The sequence below is a fragment of the Dickeya oryzae genome (assembly GCF_020406815.2).
Classification (GTDB): domain Bacteria; phylum Pseudomonadota; class Gammaproteobacteria; order Enterobacterales; family Enterobacteriaceae; genus Dickeya; species Dickeya oryzae.
Genome location: NZ_CP162670.1, coordinates 4,551,021 through 4,573,615, shown reverse-complemented (window position 1 = coordinate 4,573,615; position 22,595 = coordinate 4,551,021). Strand labels below are relative to the sequence as shown.

At 54.1% G+C, this 22,595-nt stretch carries 16 protein-coding genes; 6 read left to right on the top strand and 10 right to left on the bottom strand.

Translation table 11 applies throughout. The annotated features are described in order from the left end of the window. The first annotated feature begins 42 nt into the window (after positions 1-42). The 5 genes from livH (at position 43) to LF929_RS20140 (ending at position 4,995) form a co-directional block, all read left to right on the top strand. On the top strand, positions 43-969 hold the full coding sequence (livH, locus tag LF929_RS20160; protein WP_012886631.1) for a high-affinity branched-chain amino acid ABC transporter permease LivH: 927 nt from the start codon (positions 43-45) through the stop codon (positions 967-969). Further along, on the top strand, positions 966-2,246 hold the full coding sequence (locus tag LF929_RS20155; RefSeq protein ID WP_038909313.1) for a high-affinity branched-chain amino acid ABC transporter permease LivM: 1,281 nt from the start codon (positions 966-968) through the stop codon (positions 2,244-2,246). The genes livH and LF929_RS20155 overlap by 4 nt, the downstream gene beginning before the upstream one ends. After that, on the top strand, positions 2,243-3,013 hold the full coding sequence (livG, locus tag LF929_RS20150) for a high-affinity branched-chain amino acid ABC transporter ATP-binding protein LivG (RefSeq protein ID WP_012886629.1): 771 nt from the start codon (positions 2,243-2,245) through the stop codon (positions 3,011-3,013). The genes LF929_RS20155 and livG overlap by 4 nt, the downstream gene beginning before the upstream one ends. Positions 3,014-3,019: 6 nt before the next feature. After that, the gene (gene livF / locus LF929_RS20145; RefSeq protein ID WP_016942790.1) at positions 3,020-3,721 is read left to right on the top strand and encodes a high-affinity branched-chain amino acid ABC transporter ATP-binding protein LivF; all 702 of its coding nucleotides are present in this window, start codon (positions 3,020-3,022) and stop codon (positions 3,719-3,721) included. Positions 3,722-3,810: 89 nt separating this feature from the next. Next, complete coding sequence (locus tag LF929_RS20140) at positions 3,811-4,995, top strand: PLP-dependent aminotransferase family protein (RefSeq protein WP_038909312.1); 1,185 nt, start codon at positions 3,811-3,813, stop codon at positions 4,993-4,995. A 124-nt stretch (positions 4,996-5,119) separates the two neighbouring features. On the opposite strand, the gene LF929_RS20135 is transcribed toward LF929_RS20140, so the two are convergent. Beyond that, entirely contained in the window at positions 5,120-6,727 is a 1,608-nt protein-coding gene (locus LF929_RS20135) for a methyl-accepting chemotaxis protein (protein ID WP_226099854.1), read from the bottom strand. Positions 6,728-7,539: 812 nt separating this feature from the next. Here LF929_RS20135 and LF929_RS20130 point away from each other — a divergent pair. Then, positions 7,540-8,442 carry a cell envelope biogenesis protein TolA gene (locus LF929_RS20130; protein ID WP_226092874.1) on the top strand — a complete coding sequence of 301 codons (903 nt, stop codon included), beginning with the start codon at positions 7,540-7,542 and terminating at the stop codon, positions 8,440-8,442. 80 nt (positions 8,443-8,522) lie between these two features. Here LF929_RS20130 and LF929_RS20125 read toward each other — a convergent pair whose 3' ends face one another. The 9 genes from LF929_RS20125 to ltnD all read right to left on the bottom strand — a co-directional run bounded on the left by LF929_RS20125 (position 8,523) and on the right by ltnD (position 22,397). Further along, a complete protein-coding gene (locus tag LF929_RS20125; RefSeq protein ID WP_226092875.1) occupies positions 8,523-10,148 on the bottom strand; it encodes a methyl-accepting chemotaxis protein in 1,626 nt (541 codons plus the stop codon). 425 nt (positions 10,149-10,573) lie between these two features. Next, positions 10,574-12,202: a methyl-accepting chemotaxis protein gene (locus LF929_RS20120; protein ID WP_038909309.1), complete on the bottom strand. Its 1,629-nt coding sequence runs from the start codon at positions 12,200-12,202 to the stop codon at positions 10,574-10,576. A gap of 572 nt (positions 12,203-12,774) precedes the next feature. Continuing rightward, on the bottom strand, positions 12,775-14,475 hold the full coding sequence (locus LF929_RS20115) for a methyl-accepting chemotaxis protein (protein WP_038909308.1): 1,701 nt from the start codon (positions 14,473-14,475) through the stop codon (positions 12,775-12,777). Positions 14,476-14,962: 487 nt separating this feature from the next. After that, entirely contained in the window at positions 14,963-16,651 is a 1,689-nt protein-coding gene (locus LF929_RS20110) for a methyl-accepting chemotaxis protein (protein ID WP_038909307.1), read from the bottom strand. 420 nt (positions 16,652-17,071) lie between these two features. Next, positions 17,072-18,445, bottom strand: a complete 1,374-nt coding sequence (locus LF929_RS20105) for a GntP family transporter (protein ID WP_226092876.1) — start codon at positions 18,443-18,445, stop codon at positions 17,072-17,074. A gap of 289 nt (positions 18,446-18,734) precedes the next feature. Next, positions 18,735-19,517, bottom strand: a complete 783-nt coding sequence (gene otnI / locus LF929_RS20100; protein ID WP_038906010.1) for a 2-oxo-tetronate isomerase — start codon at positions 19,515-19,517, stop codon at positions 18,735-18,737. Positions 19,518-19,519: 2 nt separating this feature from the next. Further along, entirely contained in the window at positions 19,520-20,170 is a 651-nt protein-coding gene (locus tag LF929_RS20095; RefSeq protein WP_016942800.1) for an aldolase, read from the bottom strand. Positions 20,171-20,187: 17 nt separating this feature from the next. Continuing rightward, positions 20,188-21,465, bottom strand: coding sequence for a 3-oxo-tetronate kinase (gene otnK / locus LF929_RS20090; RefSeq protein ID WP_210173987.1), 1,278 nt, complete (start codon positions 21,463-21,465; stop codon positions 20,188-20,190). Beyond that, complete coding sequence (gene ltnD / locus LF929_RS20085) at positions 21,462-22,397, bottom strand: L-threonate dehydrogenase (RefSeq protein WP_210173988.1); 936 nt, start codon at positions 22,395-22,397, stop codon at positions 21,462-21,464. The genes otnK and ltnD overlap by 4 nt, the downstream gene beginning before the upstream one ends. Positions 22,398-22,595 lie beyond the last annotated feature (198 nt).

The following is a 22,595-nucleotide window of genomic DNA, read 5'->3' as shown; positions in this document are numbered from 1 at the left end:
CCTCAGTCGTCAGGCTGCGGGGGCAATGTCTAAGGTTAAGGTATGTCCGAGCAGTTCCTCTATTTCTTTCAGCAGATGTTCAACGGCGTGACGTTGGGCAGCACCTATGCGCTGATTGCCATTGGCTACACCATGGTTTACGGCATTATCGGCATGATTAACTTCGCCCACGGCGAGGTGTACATGATCGGTAGTTATGTTTCTTTTATCGTGATTGCGGCGTTGATGATGATGGGCATCGACGCTGGCTGGCTATTGATTGGCGTCGCGTTTATCGCGGCGGTGGTGATCTCCAGCGCCTACGGCTGGAGTATCGAGCGTGTGGCTTACAAGCCGGTGCGCAATTCCAAACGTCTGATTGCACTGATTTCCGCCATCGGGATGTCGATTTTCCTGCAGAACTACGTCAGTTTGATGCAGGGGTCGCGTGACGTGGCGTTACCGAGCCTGATCCAGGGCCAGTGGGTGTTGGGTGAAAGCAACGGCTTTGCCGCGACGCTCTCTGCGATGCAGCTGACTATCTGGGTCGTCACTTTTCTGGCGATGCTGGCACTAACGCTGTTTATCCGCTACTCCCGTATGGGGCGCGCCTGCCGTGCCTGTGCGGAAGACCTGAAAATGGCGAGCCTGCTCGGTATCAGTACCGACCGTGTTATCTCGCTGACTTTCGTTATCGGTGCCGCGATGGCGGCGGTGGCCGGGGTGCTGTTGGGCCAGTTCTATGGTGTGATTAACCCCTATATCGGCTTTATGGCGGGTATGAAAGCGTTTACCGCTGCTGTGCTGGGCGGTATCGGCAGTATTCCGGGGGCGATGATCGGCGGCCTGATTCTCGGCATTGCCGAGTCGCTGACGTCTGCTTACCTCAGTACTGAATATAAAGATGTGGTCTCCTTTGCGCTGTTGATCGTGGTGCTGCTGGTGATGCCGACCGGGATTCTGGGCCGTCCGGAGGTGGAAAAGGTATGAAACTGCACACGCTGGTTAATGCCGTGGTATCGGCGCTGGTACTGCTGGTACTGGCGACATTCCTGATGGGGATGCAACTGAGTCTCGATGGAACCCGTCTGGTGGTGCATGGTGCGGAAAAAGTACGCTGGATGTGGATTATCGCTGCCTGCGCGCTGGTGTTCCTGTTTCAATTACTGCGTCCTGCCCTGGCGCAAGGGGTGAAGAAAGTTTCTGGCCCCGGTTTTGTGCTGCCGAGCTTTGACGGCAGCACGCCACGGCAAAAACTGCTGGCGCTGGCGTTGGTTATCGCCGCCGTCGTCTGGCCGTTCGTGGTGTCGCGCGGGACGGTGGATATCGCCACGCTGACCATGATTTACATCATTTTGGGCCTCGGCCTGAACGTGGTGGTGGGGTTGTCTGGTCTGCTGGTGCTCGGTTACGGCGGTTTCTACGCCATCGGCGCTTACACCTACGCGCTGCTGAGCCATTATTATGGCCTTGGCTTCTGGCAGTGCCTGCCGCTGGCAGGGCTAACGGCAGCGTTGTCCGGTTTCCTGCTCGGGTTCCCGGTACTGCGCTTGCGCGGTGACTATCTGGCGATCGTCACCCTCGGGTTTGGCGAAATTGTGCGTATCCTGCTGCTCAACAATACCGGTTTTACCGGTGGTCCGAACGGCATCAGCCAGATTCCGAAGCCGACGCTCTTCGGTCTGGAGTTTAACCGTACTGCGCAAGGCGGTTGGGATACGTTCCATCACTTTTTTGGCCTGCGCTACGACCCTAGCGACCGCATCATCTTCCTGTACATGGTGGCGTTGTTGCTGGTGGTGTTGACGTTGTTTGTCATCAACCGCTTGTTGCGCATGCCGCTGGGTCGTGCCTGGGAAGCGTTGCGTGAAGATGAAATTGCCTGCCGTTCGCTGGGGCTGAGTCCCACCAAAATCAAACTGACGGCGTTTACCATCAGTGCGGCATTTGCGGGTTTCGCCGGGACGCTATTTGCTGCTCGTCAGGGCTTTGTCAGCCCGGAATCCTTCACCTTTGTGGAGTCGGCGTTTGTGCTGGCTATCGTGGTGCTGGGCGGGATGGGCTCGCAGTTTGCGGTGATTCTGGCGGCTATCCTGCTGGTGGTATCGCGTGAGCTGATGCGTGACCTGAATGAGTACAGCATGTTGGTGCTGGGTGCGCTGATGGTACTGATGATGATTTGGCGGCCACAAGGGCTGTTACCGATGAAGCGTCCGCAGATAAAGCTGCAGGTTGGTAAGGTTGAGAAGAAGGAAGAGCAGGCATGAGCACGCAGCCATTATTGTCGGTCCGGGGCCTGATGATGCGCTTCGGCGGCCTGCTGGCGGTCAACAACGTCGAGCTGGATTTGCATCAGGGCGAGATAGTGTCGTTGATAGGCCCCAACGGTGCCGGTAAAACCACGGTATTCAACTGCCTGACCGGTTTCTATCGCCCGACTGGCGGCACCATTGTGCTGCGGGACCAGCATCTGGAAGGCTTGCCGGGACAGCAAATAGCCCGTATGGGGGTGGTGCGCACTTTCCAGCATGTGCGTCTTTTTCGCGAAATGACCGTGATTGAGAACCTGCTGGTCGCCCAACATCAGCACCTCAAAAGCGGGGTGTTCGCTGGTCTGTTAAAGACACCGGCGTTTCGCCGTGCCGAAGCGGATGCCCAGCAGCGTGCCGCTGTCTGGCTGGAACGTGTGGGTTTGCTCGAACTGGCGAACCGTCAGGCGGGAAATCTGGCGTATGGTCAGCAGCGTCGGCTGGAGATCGCCCGCTGCATGGTGACCCGCCCGGAACTGCTGATGCTGGATGAACCGGCTGCCGGTCTGAACCCGAAAGAAACGGAAGAGCTTAACGAGTTGATTATCGACCTGCGCGGCAATCATCAGGTTTCCGTGCTGTTGATTGAGCATGATATGAAGCTGGTGATGGGGATTTCTGACCGGATTTACGTGGTGAATCAGGGGACGCCGCTGGCAAACGGTACCCCGGCTGAAATTCGTAACAACCCGGATGTTATCCGTGCATATCTGGGGGAAGGATAAAACGTTATGTTGTCATTGAATCAGGTTTCTGCGCACTACGGAAAAATTCAGGCGTTGCATCAGGTCAGCCTGCATATCAATCAGGGTGAGATCGTGACGCTGATTGGCGCCAACGGTGCGGGTAAAACCACCCTGTTGGGCACACTGTGCGGTGAGCCGCGTGCCTCGCAAGGGTCTATCGTGTTCGACGGCAAAGACATTACCGACTGGCAGACGGCGCGCATTATGCGTGAAGCCATCGCTATCGTGCCGGAAGGCCGTCGGGTGTTTTCCCGCATGACGGTAGAAGAGAATCTGGCGATGGGCGGGTTCTTCGCCAGCCGTGAACAGTATCAGGAGCGCATTGCGCGTGTGTACGATCTGTTCCCTCGGTTGTTTGAGCGTCGCGCCCAGCGTGCCGGGACCATGTCCGGCGGTGAACAGCAAATGTTGGCTATCGGCCGAGCGCTGATGAGCCAGCCGCGTTTGCTGTTGCTGGACGAGCCTTCGCTGGGGCTGGCACCGATCATCATTTTGCAGATTTTCGACACCATCCAGCAGTTGCGCGAAGAAGGCATGACCATCTTCCTGGTGGAGCAGAATGCCAATCAGGCGCTGCGTTTGGCGGACCGCGGCTATGTGCTGGAAAACGGCCGAGTGGTGTTGGAAGACACCGGTGATGCTTTGTTAGCTAACGAAGCCGTGCGTTCTGCCTACCTTGGTGGTTAAATTACTGCTCACGTGAGACACCTCATCGGGCCGGGTTTTACCGGCCCGTTTTTCTACCATCTTTTTAAAAAAAATAAGTGAGATTTAACATGTCAACGGATGGGTTACTGGCGCAGCGCATGGCGCGCCTGAAAAGCTCCGCGATTCGTGAATTGCTCAAGCACAGCAAAATGGACGGCGTGATTTCGTTGGCGGGCGGCATTCCTTCTGATGCGTTATTTGATTTCCAGGGACTGAATGAAGCAACTCAACGGGCGATTACCGAGCAGCCAAAATCGGCGTTTCAGTATGGCCTGACCGAAGGCAGCCCGTTGTTGCGTGAGCGTATCGCTGAACTGTGTGCGCTGCGTGGCGTACAAACGCAGGCGCAGGACATTGTGGTGACGGCCGGTTCTCAGCAGGCGCTGGATCTGGTGATGCGAGCCACCGCCAACCCGCAGGATATCTTTGTGGTGGAGCGCCCGACCTATCTGGCGGCACTGCAAACGCTGCAACTGGCAGAAGCGCAGGTGATGTCGGTATCGTCTGACGAAAACGGCATGGTGGTGGATGAGCTGGCAGCACTGCTCGAAACCACGCGTATCAAAGGTGTCTACCTGGTACCGAACTTCGGTAACCCGAGCGGCGTTACCCTGAGCGACGCGCGTCGCCGTCAACTGGTGGCGCTGGCCGCCCGTCACGATTTCCTGATCGTAGAAGACGACCCATATGGCGAGTTGCGTTTCACCGAGGAGCGCCATGCCACGATTTACCAGTTGGCGAAAGAAGCCGGTCATGCCGACCGCGTGGTCTATACCTCGTCGTTTTCCAAAATTCTGGCACCGGGGCTGCGTTTAGGCTGGGCGATTCTGCCGGAATGGCTGCTGCATAACGTGGCGATTATCAAACAGGCCGCCGACCTGCATGCCAGCTCATTGTCCCAGACTATCGTGGAATTCTATCTGGGAAGTGGGCGCTTACCTGCACAGATCGATACCATCCGTCAGGCTTATCGCCGCAAAGGTGAACTGTTGTCTGAATTGATGGCGCATGAGCTGGGCGATGTGATGAGCTTCAACCAGCCCAAAGGCGGCATGTTCCTGTGGGCGCGTTTCCGTCAGTCGTTTGATACCACCGCCTGGCTGCAGAAAACGCTGGGACAAGGCGTGGTGTTCGTGCCCGGCGAGTTCTTCTTTGCCGATAAACCGGACCAGTCCACGCTGCGTTTGTCGTTTGCTACCGCAACCGAAGAGCAGATGCATGAGGCAGTGGCGCGTTTGCGTCGCGCGCTGTAACCAGCATCAGGCTGGGTACATTACTGGCCCACTATAGATGGGGTCGTCACACCACAGAGGGGACGTGCCACACGTCCCCTCTGTATAGGTATTACTGCTATGTATTACTGGGTGCATCACGGTATCAATGCATAATCAGACGGTGCTCGATGGGGGTATCAGCGATGTTAACCGGGTCGTTCATATCCAGCCGTTTGCGTGAAATAGTCTCTTCCACCACAAACACTTTGATCACGTCCACCAGGTGGGCCGCCTGCTGGTTCAGGCTATCGGTCGCGGTGGCTGATTCCTCTACCAGTGCCGCATTTTGGTGGGTGACCTGATCCAACTGTGCCACTGCCGTGTTGATTTGCGAGATCCCCAGTTGCTGTTCACTGGTCGAAAGACCGATCTCACCGATCAGTTCGGCAACCTGTTTGGTCTGTTGCAGGATATCGCTCATGGTGCTGCCTGCATGGGTGACCAAATCAGCCCCGGTTTCGATTTTTTGTACACTCTCCGTAATCAGGGTTTTAATGTCGTGTGCCGCGCTGGCGGCGTGCTGTGCCAGCGAGCGAACTTCACTGGCGACCACGGCGAACCCTTTCCCTTCTTCCCCGGCGCGGGCGGCTTCTACCCCGGCATTAAGCGCCAGGATATTGGTCTGGAAAGCAATGCTGTCGATAAGCTGGATAATATCAACAATCTTCTGGGAACTGCTGTTGATGTCGTTCATCACGCTGATGACATTGTTGACCATGTTATTGCCTTTATCGGCAGTACTGTTGGCGTTGTTGGCAAGCTCAGTCGCGTGATGGACGATTTCTACATTATGGCTGACCGCGTTGCTGATTTGCTCCATGGAGGCGGCGGTTTGTTGCAGGCTGGCGGCCTGTTCTTCGGTACGCTGGCTGAGATCGTTGGTTCCGCTGGCGATTTCGCTGGTTCCCATCGCGATCGCATAGCTACTCTGGCGCACCTGATCGACGATGTGGCTCAGGCTGCGGCGCATCATCTCAAGGGCAGCCAATAGACTGTGATTGTCGTTTTCCTGTAGCGGTATCGCCAGCGACAGGTTGCCTTGTGCTATTTGCCGGGCAATACGAGCCGCTTCTGCCGGTTCACCCCCGAGGGTGCCTTTGACATGACGGGTAATCAACCAGGAGATCAGCGCTCCGATCAGCATGGCAACGATCGCCAGAATAAACATGGTATTACCGGCACTGTCTGACAGATTTTCAGCGCTATCTGCCAGGTCGGTGGTGGCGGTTTTCTGATAGGTGACGATCTCATCAATAGCCGCAATCAGCTTGTCCTGCGCGGGTTGCATTTCGTTGAGGATGACATTGCGGGCTTCCTCATTACGATTAGATTGCGCCAGTGCGATGGCTTTGCTCAGTGCGGCGACAGCGTCGGGACGGACAATCGCAAGGTTATTTATCAGTTGCTGACCGGTTGGGTCACTGGACATTGCTTTTAATTTAGTGATGATCGCTGCATTTTTTTCCACGCTCTCATCGATTTTCTTTCTCTCCTGACTCATCTTGGTGACATCGGTCAGCATAACCATATTGCGCACGGAATTAGTTACGACGATCATATTATCCTTATAGGATTGTATGAGTAGTAATTTAACGATGCGGTTTTGGGAAAGTAACTGAATATCTGAGCTTAATTCTCGTAATTGTATTTTACCGAATGTAGCGACGAGAAATCCGATAATAATAACGACAGCAAAACCTGCGCCAATCATCGTATTGAGTTTCATGTGCTTTAATTTGTCCATATTTCCGTGCCTGTGTGTCAATGTCTTCGTTCACATGGGTGATGCAAAGAGCGGGTGCCAGAAAGTAAGGAATATCATCACCTTGTCATGATGACTGGCCGACTGATATACCTGCCGTAGTGCCGTGCAATTGCATTTCATATTGATATTCAATGCACATCCCATCGCTGGAAAATAAAAATAGTGTGCCGTCTCAGTCCATTAGCGTGGCTCAGTTATTTTATGATTTTGTATAGGGTTATCCGTACGGCGTATTTTCAAAAAAATATCGCAGCACAGTTTTATCCAGCAAAGGTCTATTATCTGGTGTCGGGCTATAACACCGTCGGCAGGCGTATAGAAAGAAAATTGAACAACATATCGTTGGTTGATGCCAGTCCGGCAGATGATGTCTTCCGTGGTAATACTTACTAGGCCGACACTATCAATATGGAAGCAAAATGAGGGTTTGTCTATAAAGGGCAGTGTTTATTTTTTTATTAAACTTCATTGGTGTGATTATTTTTATATTAATTCATTTTATTGCGAATGGATTAGGCTTAATTTATTGTTATTAATACCGTCTTTTTTCGCCTGTCTATCATATCGCTGTATAGCGGAGTAATAAGAAACGCTTTTGCCTGACGACGGTGTGGTGGTGAAGACGTACATGGCCTAAAGACTGTGGGTGTGGTGCCGTTATGTTTCAATATATGTCAGAAAATGTGGCTGATGGTGTGTGAATACCTCATGCTTCATTTTTGCTGATGAGTGATGACCGGCGCTGCATAGGACTTCGAATGACTTCTCCACTTTCTTTCAACCGTTCTGCCACAGGTACGTCAACGCAGAATGTCTGGACCGATAGTGACGCCAGTACGGCGCAAACCAGCACCGAAACCGAGACATCCCGCGAGCAGCCATCGTTGACGTCTGTGATGGTGCAATTCAGCGACGAGGTTCGTAAACGTATTGATGCCGCCATGCGGGTCAATATGAACAAGCTCAACAGTGCCGACCAGGATCTGGCGCGCGGACGTATTGAACAAATCAAACGGCGCATCCAGATGCTGAAGATGATGTTGCTGTCGCTGGCCGGCCAGTCGGTGCCTCCCGGTGTACTACGCGAGCTTCGCCAGTTGGCCGCAGAGCTGGGACAGGCGGCGAAAACACTGAGCGGAGGCAGCGGCGGGGCGGCTACCGGCTCGGCGGGAGGGGAAAATCAGTCTGGCGTGGCAGCAGAAAGCGGTGGTGGTGCATTGTCCACAGCCACAGCAGCAACCACCACCACCTCTGCCGCTGGTGCCTCTGCTGAATCGCCGACTCAGGGCGCAGGGGAGCGTACTGCGGGCGTGCCATCGACGGCAAAAAGTGGTGAGGGCGACACTTCTGCACAGGAAGCGAAGCAATGGCAGGACGTGGCCGCCGCGTTTATCGAGCGCAGTGCCGGTTCGACGCAGCGGCGGGCAGATGCGAAGTCAATACAGGATGCCGTTCGCGAGCTGAAGTCGTTACTCTCGATGGTGAAAAATGCGAGCAAAAACGGCGACAAAGAAGCCCAGAAGCAGATTCAGGCTATAAATCAGTATATTGCCGATATCGAGAAGACGGTGCAGTCGATGAACATGACGGGAGGGGCGGACATCAGCGTCGATCTGTCTGTCGGCCCGGCGGGCAATGTCTCGATTGATGTGCAGGTCTGAGCGTCACACGGCAGCATGATTCGGGGAGTCGGCATGCTGTCCTCCTCCCCGAAGATAGGGTTAATCGCCTTATGCCGTGGTTATCGTGACGCTAATGCCAGAGGCAAGGCGACGTTATCAGGCGATGGGCGTCGGGTCTGGCCAGCATGACTGACAAGGATGAATGCATTCACCAACTGCACCAGATGGCTGGCCTGAGCGTTCAGGCTCTCCGCCGCGCTGGCGGATTGTTCTACCAGCGCCGCGTTTTGCTGAGTCACCTGGTCGAGCTGGCTGACCGCCTGATGAATCTGGCCGATGCCGGATTCCTGCTCACCGGTGGTGACCCCAATCCCATTAATTAATTCAGCAACATGCCGCGCCTGAGAGACGATCTCCCCCATGGTGACACCGGCATGGCTGACACGACGAGAGCCGCTTTCTACTTTCTCCATACTTTCGGTGATCAGTGCCTTGATTTCCCGGGCGGCGGACGCGGAACGTTGCGCCAGTGAGCGTACTTCTCCGGCTACTACCGCAAAGCCACGGCCTTGCTCACCGGCACGCGCCGCTTCCACCGCGGCGTTCAGTGCCAGAATGTTGGTCTGGAAGGCAATACTGTCGATGACGCTGATGATATCGCCGATTTTTTGTGAGCTGCTGGTGATCTCTTGCATGGTGCAAATCACGTCGCTCACTACCTCACTGCCTTTGGCAGCCGTCTGGCTGGCGGCGTTGGCCAGCAGGGCGGCTTCACGCACGGTTCCGACGTTTTGATGAATCGTCTGGCTCATCTGCTCCATCGACGCGGCGGTTTGTTGCAGGCTGGCGGCCTGCTCTTCGGTACGCTGGCTGAGGTCTGCGTTGCCGATGGCGATTTGTTGCGACCCGGTGGCGATAGACTCGCTGCTCTGGCGTACCTGACTGACGATGTGGCTGAGGTTGTCGCGCATGGTATGCATGGCGGCCAGCAGGCTGTACTGGTCGTTGGCCTGTAACTGCACTTCTACCGCCAGGTTGCCTTGTGCCACCTGTTGGGCGATATGTGAGGCATAGGCTGGCTCACCGCCCAGTTGCCCTTTCACCTGACGGGTAATCAGCCAGGCGACCAGTACACCCAACAGTGCACTGATGGCGGTGACTATCAACAACAGGCTACCGGCGTCGCGAGCATCCGCCATGAAATGCCGGGACATCTCGACCGTGTCATTCTTGTGTTCCGTTATCATGGTATCCATCACGTTGAACAGCGTGGACTGCGTGCTCAATAGCTCACCCAGAATTAACGCACGGGCCTGTTCTTGCTGGCCGTTCATGCTCAGTTCCATGACTTTTCGTACCGCATTGGAATAAGGCGGACGTGCCTGATTCAACTGCGTCAGCAATTCCCGTGATTTTTTCAGCTTCAGTTTTTCATCCAGCAACCTGAGCAGGCTGTTATTCCGTTCGATAAGTGTGTCGAGTCGGCGCTTTTCCTGCGTGAGAAGCGTGGTGTCAGTTTGTATTGCGCTTTCCCGAATGATTCGGGCGGCGGCATTGAAGTTATCTTTAATTTCCTGCATGGCAATCAGGTTATTCAGGCGAATATTGGACAGGTAATCCAGATTATTGCCCACATGAATCAACTGGCTGCGCCCGAAAATGGCTACGGTAAAACCGATCAGAATGACCAGTATAAAACCGGATCCGAGCATAGTGCCGAGCTTCATATTTTTTAGTATCTGCATCGTGTGCCTTATTTTATTTTGGTGTTGCCGTCATGCATGAATATGCATTCCCTGGAATGAAACAAAAGTACCCGTCATACTTCCGATGGCAGGCGTGCTGTCCTGCCACTCGAGTGTGTGGGATATCGGTGGTAAAGACGGTGGATGTAACCTCACCGGCGAAACAACCTGTGCGAATTGATTTCAACTTGTTATCGTTGAGTTGCGAAATGATTTTTTAGTTAATTAACTTTTTAACAAAATCTATCCACTGTTTTAACCGACATGACAGATAACGTGCAGGCGAAATAAAGGCAGGTGGTTGATAGGGCGATAGAAATCGCTTTTGCTCACGGTTTAACAGGAGTAAACCCAGTGGGTATAAAGGGGGAAGTGGCGTTTTTTTCCACTTCCCCAGGGCCTCATCAGTAAGGCCGGTAGAGAGGTTAGTGTGGCGTCAGCGCCAGCCGCAAATCGCTACGGGGGCGGTACGCGACCTGTTCATGTGGCTGATGATGTTCAGTCACGACGAACACATTCATCAATTGCACCAGATGGCGGGCCTGGTCGCTCAGGCTTTCAGCGGCACTGGCCGATTCTTCCACCAGTGCGGCGTTCTGCTGAGTCACCTGATCGAGCTGGTTGACCGCCTGATTAATCTGACTGATGCCGGACTCCTGTTCAGTAGTCGTCACACCGATCTCTTTGATTAATTGGGCAACGCGGTGTGCCTGCGTCACGATATCATCCATGGTCGTCCCGGCGCTGCCGACCAGTTGGGCACCGCTTTCTACCTGCTCCATGCTTTCGGTAATCAATTCCTTGATTTCCTGGGCGGCGGAGGCAGAGCGTTGTGCCAGCGAACGTACTTCACCGGCCACGACCGCAAAGCCCCGGCCTTGCTCACCGGCACGGGCCGCTTCCACCGCGGCGTTCAGTGCCAGGATGTTGGTCTGGAAGGCGATACTGTCGATGACACTGATGATATCGCCGATTTTGCGCGAGCTGGCGCTGATGCCATCCATCGTGCGGATAACATTGCCCACCACGTCACTGCCCTTAGCCGCGGTATCGCTGGCATGTGCTGCGAGCTGGGCTGCCTCTCGCACCGTTTCACCATTCTGGCGGATGGTCTGGCTAATTTGCTCCATGGAGGCGGCGGTTTGTTGCAGGCTGGCGGCCTGCTCTTCGGTGCGACTGCTCAGGTCGGTATTGCCCATGGCGATTTGCTGAGAACCGGTGGCAATCGATTCGCTGCTCTGGCGTACCTGACTGACGATATGGCTGAGGCTATCACGCATCGTGCGCATGGCCGCCAGCAGGCTGTGCTGGTCGTCGGTTTTGAGCATCACATCCACTGACAGATCGCCCTGCGCCACCTGTTGGGCAATGTGTGAAGCATAAGCGGGTTCGCCACCCAGTTGCCCTTTAATACGGCGGGTAATACTCCAGGCAATCAGGCTACCGACGAGGGTAATCAATACCGCCAGCGAGAGCATGATGACACCGGCGTTGACCGCCTGAGACTGCGAATTGTCAGCCGTCACAGTGGTGGCGTTTTTCTGGTAAGCCAGCATGGTGTCGATGATCTTAAAGAGCGAATCCTGAGCACGGCGTACATCAGTGATAATCAGTTCTCTGGCTTCATCGTCTTTATTCGCTAGCCCTTTTTCGAGCGCTTTTCTGAGCGCTTCCTCATAAATCGGGCGGTATTGGTCAAGCTGAGCAATCATCGCTTTCTGTTCAGGGGTATTCGCGACGTTATGGAGTGTTGCGATAATCTCGTTATTTCTGGGGGCCATATTATCAAGGCGCTGTTTTTCTAACGCCATTTGCTGTGGTTCAGAGAGCAACACGATATTCCTGATAACCCGGGCAGCAATATTCAGGTTGTCTTTGTATTCCTGTATCAACAGTAAATTGGTGATGCGCTTTTTGGATAATGTCTGAATATCTGTGCCGAGCTGGCGTAATTGCAGTTGACCATAAATTGCCACCAGAAAACCGATGACGATAACCATCGTGAACCCAATACCTAACATAGAGCCTAATTTTATGTCTTTAAAAAAACGCATAACGTCACCTTTTTATATAAGCTGTATTTTATCCCTGATATATATCCGAACTATTTCGGGTATAAATATTGGCTTCCGTAGCGTATTTCAGGCAATAACAAGACCGCTGGCGAAATAACGTCGTCAGGGAAACGCTGGCCTGCGGGTGATAATTAAACCGTTAATGTGCTAATTTATTAGCAGCTCTAATTAAACTCAAGGTGTGTACGACATTGTGCATTCAGGTATTTAACTACCTGAAAAGGATTGCTCTTCCTGAACGAATTGCAGTATGTCGGGTTTTTTTGCGTTTGTCGATAAATGTAATAAAAATTTTTATTATTGTTTACTGAATTGTTATTGATGTAATTATATTCATTTTATTAATGAAGGTTTCAGGATGTATATCTGAATAAAAACATATTTTTTATAATGGTATTGCCGTGGGAAGGGTATTTGGCGTGCTAACCCCAGCAAAATAGACGCGCGTTAATACACATACGCTGTCAGATAGTGACCCTAGGGCTGAGGCACAAAAAAACCGCCACGGTGACGTGGCGGTTGGAGGATTACGGTTCGTCGTGTTGTCGGGCTTAGAACTGTTCCCAGTCGTGGTTATTGCTTCTGCTCGCCAGCGCGGGTTTCAGGGCCGGTTTAAAGGTGGCCGGTTTTTTTAACGCCGGTTTAGCCTGTGGCTGACGGCGCGGCGATGGAGACGGCGACGGTGTGGCCGAGGCGTGTGCAATGTTAAACACACTCATCAGTTCCACCAGCTTCGCGGCCTGTTCGCTCAGGCTTTCAGCGGCACTGGTCGATTCTTCCACCAGCGCGGCGTTTTGCTGGGTGACGCTATCCAACTGGGTGATGGCCTGGTTGATTTGCGAGATACCGGATTCCTGTTCCTGCGTGGTGACGCCGATTTCGCTAATCAGGTCGGCCACATGCTGCGCCTGAGTCACGATATCCGTCATGGTTTCACCGGCATGTGACACCAGTTGAGAGCCGCTTTCTACTTTTTCCATGCTGGTGGTGATGAGCTCTTTAATTTCGCGGGCAGCAGACGCTGAACGTTGTGCCAGTGAGCGAACTTCCCCAGCGACCACCGCAAAACCGCGTCCTTGTTCACCGGCGCGGGCCGCTTCTACCGCGGCATTGAGCGCCAGGATGTTGGTCTGGAAGGCGATGCCGTCAATCACGGTAATGATGTCGCCAATCTTACGGGAACTGGTGCTGATGTCGCCCATGGTGGCGATAACATCGCGTACCACATCGTTACCTTTGGTCGCCGTCTGGCTGGCCGCGCTGGCAAGCTGGGCGGCTTCGCGCACGGTGTCGCCATTCTGGCGGATAGTCTGGCTAATCTGCTCCATCGAGGCGGCGGTTTCTTGCACGCTGGCGGCCTGCTCTTCGGTACGGCGGCTCAGGTCGTTGCTGCCGATGGCGATTTCACTGGAGCCGGTGGAAATTGAGGCGCTGCTGTCGTGTACCTGATGGACGATATCACTCAGTTTGGCACGCATGTCGCCCATGGCAGCCAGCAGGCTGGTGGTATCCCCGGCTTGCAGTTCGACGTTGATGGCCAGGTTGCCGTTGGCAATCTGACGAGCGATATCGGAGGCATACGCCGGTTCGCCACCCAACAGCTTTTTGATACGGCGGGTAATCGACCAGGCGATCGCAATACCCAGTACTGTCGACATGGCGGTGAGTACCAGCATCAGGAAACCGGCATTGCGTGCGGCGTCGCTGGCCTCGTCAGCCGACTGACGGGTGTCGCTTTTCTGGTAGCTCACCATCTCGTTAATGGCTTTGAAGTAATTTTCCTGCGCCGGTTTGACTTCATTGGTGATGACGGCTTTGGCTTCCTCCAGCTTGTTGTTCAGGCTGAGCGCAAGGGCTTTTTGCGTGGCCGCCAGGCTGGCAGGGCGAGCCTGATTGATTCCCTCAAACAGCGATTTTTCTTTGGGGCTGATAGCCAGCTCGCTGATGCGTTTAATCACCTCGCTGTTTCGTGCAATGGTTTTGCTAATTTGCTGCTTATATTGTTCCACCTGATCCGGTGCGGTGAATAATGTCAGCTCGCGTACCACAATCGCGATACTGTTCAGGTTATCTTTTAACTCCTGCACCAGCAGTAATCCTTCCAGTTGGTCGCTGGCCAGTTCGTGGACATTGCTAGCTTGATGGCGTAATTGAAGCTGCCCATAGCCAGAGACGAAAAAGCTGATGCCCAGTACGATGGCAAAACCTGCGCCCAGCATAGTGGCAAGTTTCATATTCTTCAGAATGCTCATGGTGTATCCCCCGAATGTTGTTTTTAATCACGACAAACCGGTGCGTGTTACCCGTCATTCTTCATGTTGCAGCGTTATTTTCTGCCTTGCCGCAATATGAATGATTACGGGCATAAGAAAGAACGAATACCAAAGTCGCCAGGTTATTTGTGATGTCGAGGGTTAATCTAATCGATGAGCCTTTGTTATATCTTAAGATGTGAAATAAATTTTATTAATTGTGATTTTATTTTTTTAATCTTTATTAATCATGATGTTATGTTTTAATTTTTATTTTGTTTGGTGGCGGGAAATAATAATAATCATGTGCGTTATTTTATATGAGGTGATGAAGTATAAACCTGGGGAAATCATTTTCAAAAAAATGCGTATCGTTGTGGATATACGACAGCGGCTGATAATAGACCCCGTTATTAATCGTGGTGTCAGGTATTTTTAATCGGGATAGCCCGCCACGTTGCCGTGGCGGTGTCAGGACAAAAGGTGCTTAGAACTGTTCCCAGTTGCTGTTGCTGCCGGTGTCGTTTGCCAGTGCCAGTCTGGACGGCGCTAATTTATGCGCTGACATTCCCGGTTTCTGCAATGAAGGGGGCTGCTGCTGACCAAAGGTATTCTGAATCGTGAAGATACTCATCAGTTCCACCAGTTTTGCCGCCTGATCACTCAGGCTGTCGGCGGCACTGGCTGACTCTTCCACCAGCGAGGCGTTCTGCTGGGTGACCTGATCGAGCTGGTTGACCGCATCGTTAATTTGCGAAATACCGGATTCCTGCTCATGCGTGGTCACACCGATTTCACCGATCAAATCCGCGACATGGCGCGCCTGCTTCACCAGCTCGTCGATGGTGGAACCGGCTTCGCTGACCAGTACCGAGCCCACTTCCACTTTTTCGACGCTGGCGGTAATCAGTTCCTTGATCTCTTTAGCCGCGGAAGCAGAACGCTGCGCCAGGTTTCTGACTTCACCGGCCACGACGGCAAAGCCGCGGCCTTGTTCACCGGCACGGGCCGCTTCCACTGCTGCGTTGAGGGCCAGAATATTGGTCTGGAAGGCAATGCCATCAATGACGCTAATAATGTCGCCAATTTTGTGCGAGCTGTGGGAGATCTCTTCCATGGTGCGAACGATGTTACTGACGGCCTCGCCGCCTTTGGCGGCGGTTGAGCTGGCCGATTGCGCCAGTGTGCTCGCCGTACGCACGGTATCGCCGTTCTGGCGGATGGTCTGGCTCATCTGCTCCATTGAGGCGGCGGTCTGTTGCAGGCTGGCGGCCTGCTCTTCGGTACGCTGACTCAGGTCGGTACTGCCGGCGGCAATTTCGCTGGCACCGGTGGCGATGGATTCACTGCTCTGGCGCACCTGGGTCACTATCTGCCCCAGTTTCTGCCGCATTTCGTTCATGGCGGCTAACACGCTATTGCTATCGCCTGAGCGCAGTTCAACCTGAAAAGCCAGATTGCCGTCGGAGATTTTCTGTGCCACCGCAGCGGCATACGCTGGCTCGCCACCCAACTGGCCTTTTACTGTACGGGTGATAAGCCAGGCGGTCAGCGCACCGAGTACGGCGGCGGCCAGCGCCAGCGCCAGCATGAGCGAGCCATCGGAACGGGCATCACGCATCGAGCTTTCAACCACATTCATGGTGACTTTCTTTTGGAAGTCGAGCATGTTGTCCAACGCCTTGAACACGCCGTTTTGGGCGGTTTGCATGTCGTTAAGGATCAAGTCACGCGCCTGAGTGCGTTGTTCCTGCTGGGTGGACATCCCCAGTGCGACGGCTTTATTAAAGGCTTGCAGATAAGCCGGACGCGCCAGCGTCAATTGGTTGAGTTGGTCGCGTGTTTCCGGCGTATCCAGCCGTTCGGAAAGCTGTTTGAGCACCTCGGTGTTACGCGCGATCTGCCGGTCTATCTGCTGCTTTTCAGCCGCGATACGCTCGGGGTCGTTACTGAGCGCGATATTGCGCACCAGACGGGAATTGGTATCGAAGCCGGTTTTGGCTTCCTGAATCAACATCATATTGGTGAGGGTCGTAGAGGAGAGGTGATCAATGTCATCACCGAGTCCCACCAGTTGGGTTCGGCCGAAGGTCGCGACCAGCAAACCGATTACGATGACCAGGGCGAATCCAGCACTCAGCATGGTGCCCAGCTTCATTTTTTTTAGCGCGTTCATAGATGTCCTTAACGTCGTGTATTCCATGTATTATTTTTACCTCGTCCAGGAGGTTAAATAGTTCTGAGTGTGTATCATTCAGGTTGATTCTATTTCATATGAATATTTCTGTGAGCTAGCCGACAATTCTCCTGTTTATTACCTGTATTCTATGAATAGATAAGATGATGTTTTATAAGAGCCAGTAACATGGATCGTTGAAATCAATGAGTAACGTAAAATAAGCCTTAAATAAAATTAGCCATAGCTGTGCTGGTTAATAAGAGTAAGGAATATAGTTTGATTTGTCGAATGTAAAGTGCGAAAGGTCAAATAAAACACCACCTGATCAGCTCAGATGGTGTTTTTGCAATTCTGGTCGTACTTTTACAGTTTTACGTTAAAGAAAGGAAAGAATGCAGAAGTAAGAAATGATACCTATCAAATAATAAACCACAGCATCTGAATAATGACGAAACCCACCAGACCCATCACCGTGGTCAGTACCGTCCAGGTTTTCAGACCGTCGGCGACCGACAGCCCCAGATAGCGGGTGACCACCCAAAAACCGGCGTCATTGACGTGGGACAAGCCCAGCCCACCAAAGCAGGCGGACAACGTGACCAGCACCAACTGCATGTGACTCATGCCACCGACCGCCTGACTCAGTAAGCCACTGGTGGTGATGATGGCAACGGTGGCGGAGCCTTGCGAGGCACGCAGCGCCAGCGAGATGATAAAGGCGGCTGGAATGATGGGCAGATGAATGGCGGTCAGGGATTCGGCCAGCGCTTTGCCGACGCCGGATTCCACCAGTACCTTACCAAAGGCACCGCCAGCGCCCGCGACCATGATCACCGCGGCGGAGGTAGGAATGGCGGCACTCATCACATCACTGATTTTGTCTTTCGACCAGCCGCGACGCAGTGCCAGAAAATAGGTCGCCAGTGCCAGGGCAATCAGCAGGGCAACCGCCGGTGTGCCCGCCAGTACCATGGCTTTACGCAGCAGGTTGTCGGCAGGCAGGGTGGCAGCGGCAATGGTGCCCAGCAGAATAATGCCAATAGGGATAACGATCAGGCTGGCTATCAGGCCAGCGCCGGGGACCGCTGGATGGCTGGGCAATAGACCGGATTCCGGTAATGTGCTGGGTTCCGGTTTGGATAACTGCATCTGTTCCAGTACTTCAATCGATAACGCATAGTGGCGGCGGTTCATGCTACGAGCGGTAAAGTAGCCAACAATACTGGCCGGAATCGCGATGGCGATACCGACTATCATCAGCCAGCCGATGTCGGCACCCAGCATGGCACCCGCCGCCGCTGCGCCCGGGTGGGTCGGCAGCGCGACATGTACTGCCAGCATCACCCCTGCCATTGGCAGGCCGAATTTTAGCGGTGAAACATGGGCGACTTTACTGAACCCGTAAATAATGGGGACCACGATAATAAACCCGACTTCAAAAAACACCGGGATACCCAGAATAAACGCGGCCATGGTCAGCGCGGCCACGGTGTGTTTGGGGCCAAGGCTGCGGGTAAAGCGCTGTGCCAGAGATTCTGCGCCGTTGGAGGCTTCGATCATGCCGCCCAGCATCGCGCCAAGACCAATGATGATCGTGATGGAGCCCAGTAAACCGCCCATGCCGCCGGTGATGGCTTTCATGATGTTATCGACCGGAATACCGGTAGCGAGCGCCACCATGAAACTGACAACCAGCAGCGCAACAAAAGGATGAACTTTGGCCTTGATGACCATCAGCAGCAGAATCAGGACGCCAGCGATGGCGATGGTAAGCAACAGCGCGGTAGACATAGGTTATCCTCGCAATGGGGGAAAGCGGTTATTAATGTCGTTATGTGTTATATACCCGTCATACGTTAAGTTGCCGGTGTGTTGGCTGCGTTCTTTCTGCAACTCAAATTATTTAGGGTATAAATAAGGGTGTCCCACGAATGTCTGGCGGCAATATATCTGCGTCATTTTTCGTAAAAAATGCATCGCAGAGGTCACTATGCCGCCATTACTTCTTCAGGAAGCGTATTTTAAAATTTATCCCTGGTGGCAAGGCCACGGTGATAATGAATTCGGTTATTTCATTCGGCTATGACAATAGATAAGGTTTTATCCAGGCCAATCCGGCTTCGGTATTGCCACGTGGGTTATATTCACATCCAATCCAGCCGGAATAACCTATTTTGTCTAATTCATCGAAAATAAATGGATAGTTTATTTCCCCTTCATCCGGTTCATGACGACCTGGTACCGCCGCAATTTGAATATGACCATAGCGCCCTTTCATTTCGTGCAAAATATGCGTCAGGTTACCGTCGACAATTTGTGCGTGATACAGATCGACCTGCACCATCACGTTGCTGCGGTCTATACGGTTGACCATATCCAACGTCTGATATTGGCTGGCGAGGAGATAGCGTGGTTTGAGGCCAGGATTTAACGCTTCCAGCATTACGGTGATGCCGTAGGGCGCAAACAGATCGGCGGCGTAGCGAATATTGTCGATGTAGGTTTGTTGGCAGCGCTGAATATCGGCATGTTCGGGTATTACGCTTGCCATAATATGCACCGACGGACACTGCAGTGCGATGGCGTATTCCAGCGCGAGCTGAATATCACGACGAGCGTCATCTACCCGCTCAGGCAGTGCGGTAACGCCCCATTCTCCGGCGGCAACGTTGCCTGGCGCGGTATTAAATAATACCTGTTGCAGTCCATGCTGCTTTAATTTCTCCGCCAGCAGGTCGGCGGGATAGTCATAGGGAAACAGAAATTCAACGGCCTTGAACCCGGCCTGCGCAGCGGCCTGAAAACGGTCCAGAAAAGGCAGTTCGGTAAATAGCGTAGAAAGATTGGCGGCAAATTTCGGCATGATTAACTCCGTAATTCGGCAATTTCTTCATCCGTCAGATAACGGATGCGTCGGTCACCAAGAATAAAAATCAGTCTGGCGGTTTCTTCCAGCTCTTCCATATTGTCTGCGGCGGCCCGCAGGTCTTTGCCGGTCACAACCGGCCCGTGGTTGGCCAGCAGAAACGCCCGGTAATGCGGAGCAAGGCGGGCGAGGTCTTCCCCCAGCCGGGCATCGCCAGGGCGATAATAGGGCACCAGCGGGACAGTCCCTACCCGCATCACGACATAGGGTGTAAACGGTCGGATCACATCCTGCGTATTCAGTCCTTCCAGACAAGATAACGCGGTGAGGTAAGCACTATGCAAGTGGACCACGGCGCGGCAGTCGGGGTTATTCAGATACAGTGCCCTGTGAAAGCTCACCTCTTTAGACGGTTTGTCACCCGATAACCATTCGCCGTTCAGGCTGACTTTGGATAAGCGCTCAGCCTGTAACTCTCCCAGACACGAGCCGGTAGGGGTGGCGAGCAGGTTGCCGTCTTCCAGCAGCAGCGACAGATTACCGGCCGAACCGGTGGCATAGCCGCGCTGAAAGAACGAGGCACCCAGCCGCACCATCTCTTCGCGGGCCTGCTTTTCACTTGAGGTGATATGTTCGCTTTGTTTGCTCATGCACTCAGTTCCTATTGTTAACGCATTGAGGGTGACGAGGGATGCTGGGCGCGGGCAAAAAAGTTTTCATCGCCGAAGTTGCCAGACTTGAGCGCCAGCGACAGTGGGTGATCCACCGAGGTGACCCACGGCACGCCGGGCGAAATCGTAGGGCCGATGTGGAAGGCGCGAATGCCAAGCGTTTGTACGACGATGCTGGAGGTTTCGCCGCCCGCGATGATAAAGCGGTGGAAACCCGCAGCCTGCAAGTGTGCCGCCACGCTGGCGAACAGGGTTTCCACCGCGCGGCTGCTGGCGGCGGCACCATATTGTTGTTGAATAGCACTCAGCGCCTGCGGTTCAGCGGTAGCAAACAGCAGGGGGGCCAGCGTGTCATCCCGATGGGCGATCGCCCAATCGGCGAGTTCACGGGCGTAACGTTGCAACCCGGCTTCGCTTGCCAGACAGCGCGCGACATCCACTGCCTGACTGGCCGCCTGCTGGCGATAACACGCCACCTGTTGGTTGGTCATCACTGAACAGGAGCCGGAAAGCACCACGGCCGGGCCGGGTTGCGGCTCGCCCGCCTCCGTTGCCGGGCATGAGTCGGCACCGGCCCAGACGCGCGCCAGTCCTATCGCCAGCCCGGAACCACCGGTGACCAGCTTCATCGTTCGCAGCGCCTCGCCCTGCGTCAGTAAATGCTGCTCGTTTAGGGTGTCTAACACCGCGTAGCGGCAGCCTTGTTCACGCAGTTGCGCCAGTTGCTGTTGCACCGCCATGCTGCCTTGCTCCATCACACGATAAGGCACCAGTCCACAACGTCCGCGCGCCTGACGTTCCATCAGCCGTAACAGGCTGCTGTCGGTCATGGGTGTCACCGGGTGATGGCGCATACCGGAATCGGATAACAGCTGATCCATCACAAACAGGTGCCCCAGATACACGGTGCGACCGTTGACCGGCAGCGCCGGAGAAATCACAGTCATCGATTCGCCCAGCGCGTCCAGTAGCGCGTCGGTCACCGGGCCGATATTACCGTTTGCCGTGCTGTCGAAGGTGGAGCAGTACTTGAAGTAAAACTGCTGACAATGCTGTGCCTGTAACCATGACAGAGCGCTCAGGGAATCGTCGATAGCTTGCTGCACCGGACAGGATCGCGACTTGAGGCTGATGACCACCGCCTGCGCCTGCACCTGATAATCCGCCGTCGGTACGCCGTTGAGTTGTACCGTCGACAGGCCGTTTTGCACCAGAAAGCTGGCGATGTCGGTGGCACCGGTAAAATCATCTGCGATGACGCCCAGGGTAATCATGCGTCCTCCCGTTGTTGTGGTAATCCTTGTTGTGGCAGTTCGATACCACTGAAAATCTTGATCACCGCGCTGTCGTCCTCTTTGCCGAAACCGGCGTTGCTGGCAGCGGTAAACATGTTGAACGCGGTGGAGGCCAGCGGTAGCGGGAAGTGCAACGATTTGGCCGTGTCGGTAACCAGTCCCAGATCCTTGACGAAGATATCGACGGCAGATTTTGGTGTGTAGTCACCCTCTACCACGTGTTTCATGCGGTTTTCGAACATCCAGGAATTACCCGCGGCGTGGGTCACCACGTCATACATTACTGACAGCGGGATACCGGCGCGGGCGGCCAACGCCATCGCTTCGGCACCGGCGGCGATATGTACGCCCGCCAGCAACTGGTGGATGATTTTTACTGTCGCGCCGAGGCCAATCTCTTCTCCGATACGGTACACCTTGCCCGCGACGGCATTCAGCACCGGTTCGAGTTTCTCAAACGCTTCATGGCTGCCGGATGCCATGACCGTCATATCGCCAGCAGCGGCTTTGAGAGCACCGCCAGACACCGGCGCATCCAGCATCAGTAATTGGTGTTCCGCCAGTCGTTCGGCAATGCGTTTGGCGTCCTGCGCTGAAATGGTGGAAGACACCATGACTGCGGTGCCCGGTTTTAGCTGTGCGGCGACATTGGCCTCGCCAAACAGAATGCTGTTGACCTGTGCGGCGTTGACCACCAGCAACACGACCGCATCGAGCTGTGCGGCAAAGTGGTCGATCCTGCTGTCGGCTTGTTCTGCACCTTCCTGACGCAGCCGCTCTAGCGCGTGCGGGTTGATGTCTACGCCGTAGGTGGTCAATCCGGCGCGGATACAGGAGACGGCGGCACCGAATCCCATGGAGCCGAGGCCGATCACGGCGACAGCATACTGTGCGGGGGTCTGTGGGTTCATAGGGCTTTCTCTGTTAATTTTAGTGATATTTTGTTGTGATGTGTTAAATGTAGGCGCTTGTTAGCGCTAATGCGGTGATTGATATCACACAAATTAACATTGATAGGAAGACGACGTGAATCGGGTGACGGGGCATGAGGTGGCTATATTGGCGAATGTTGCGCTCTGTTGCGGGTGGATGTCGGTGAGCGCATAGTT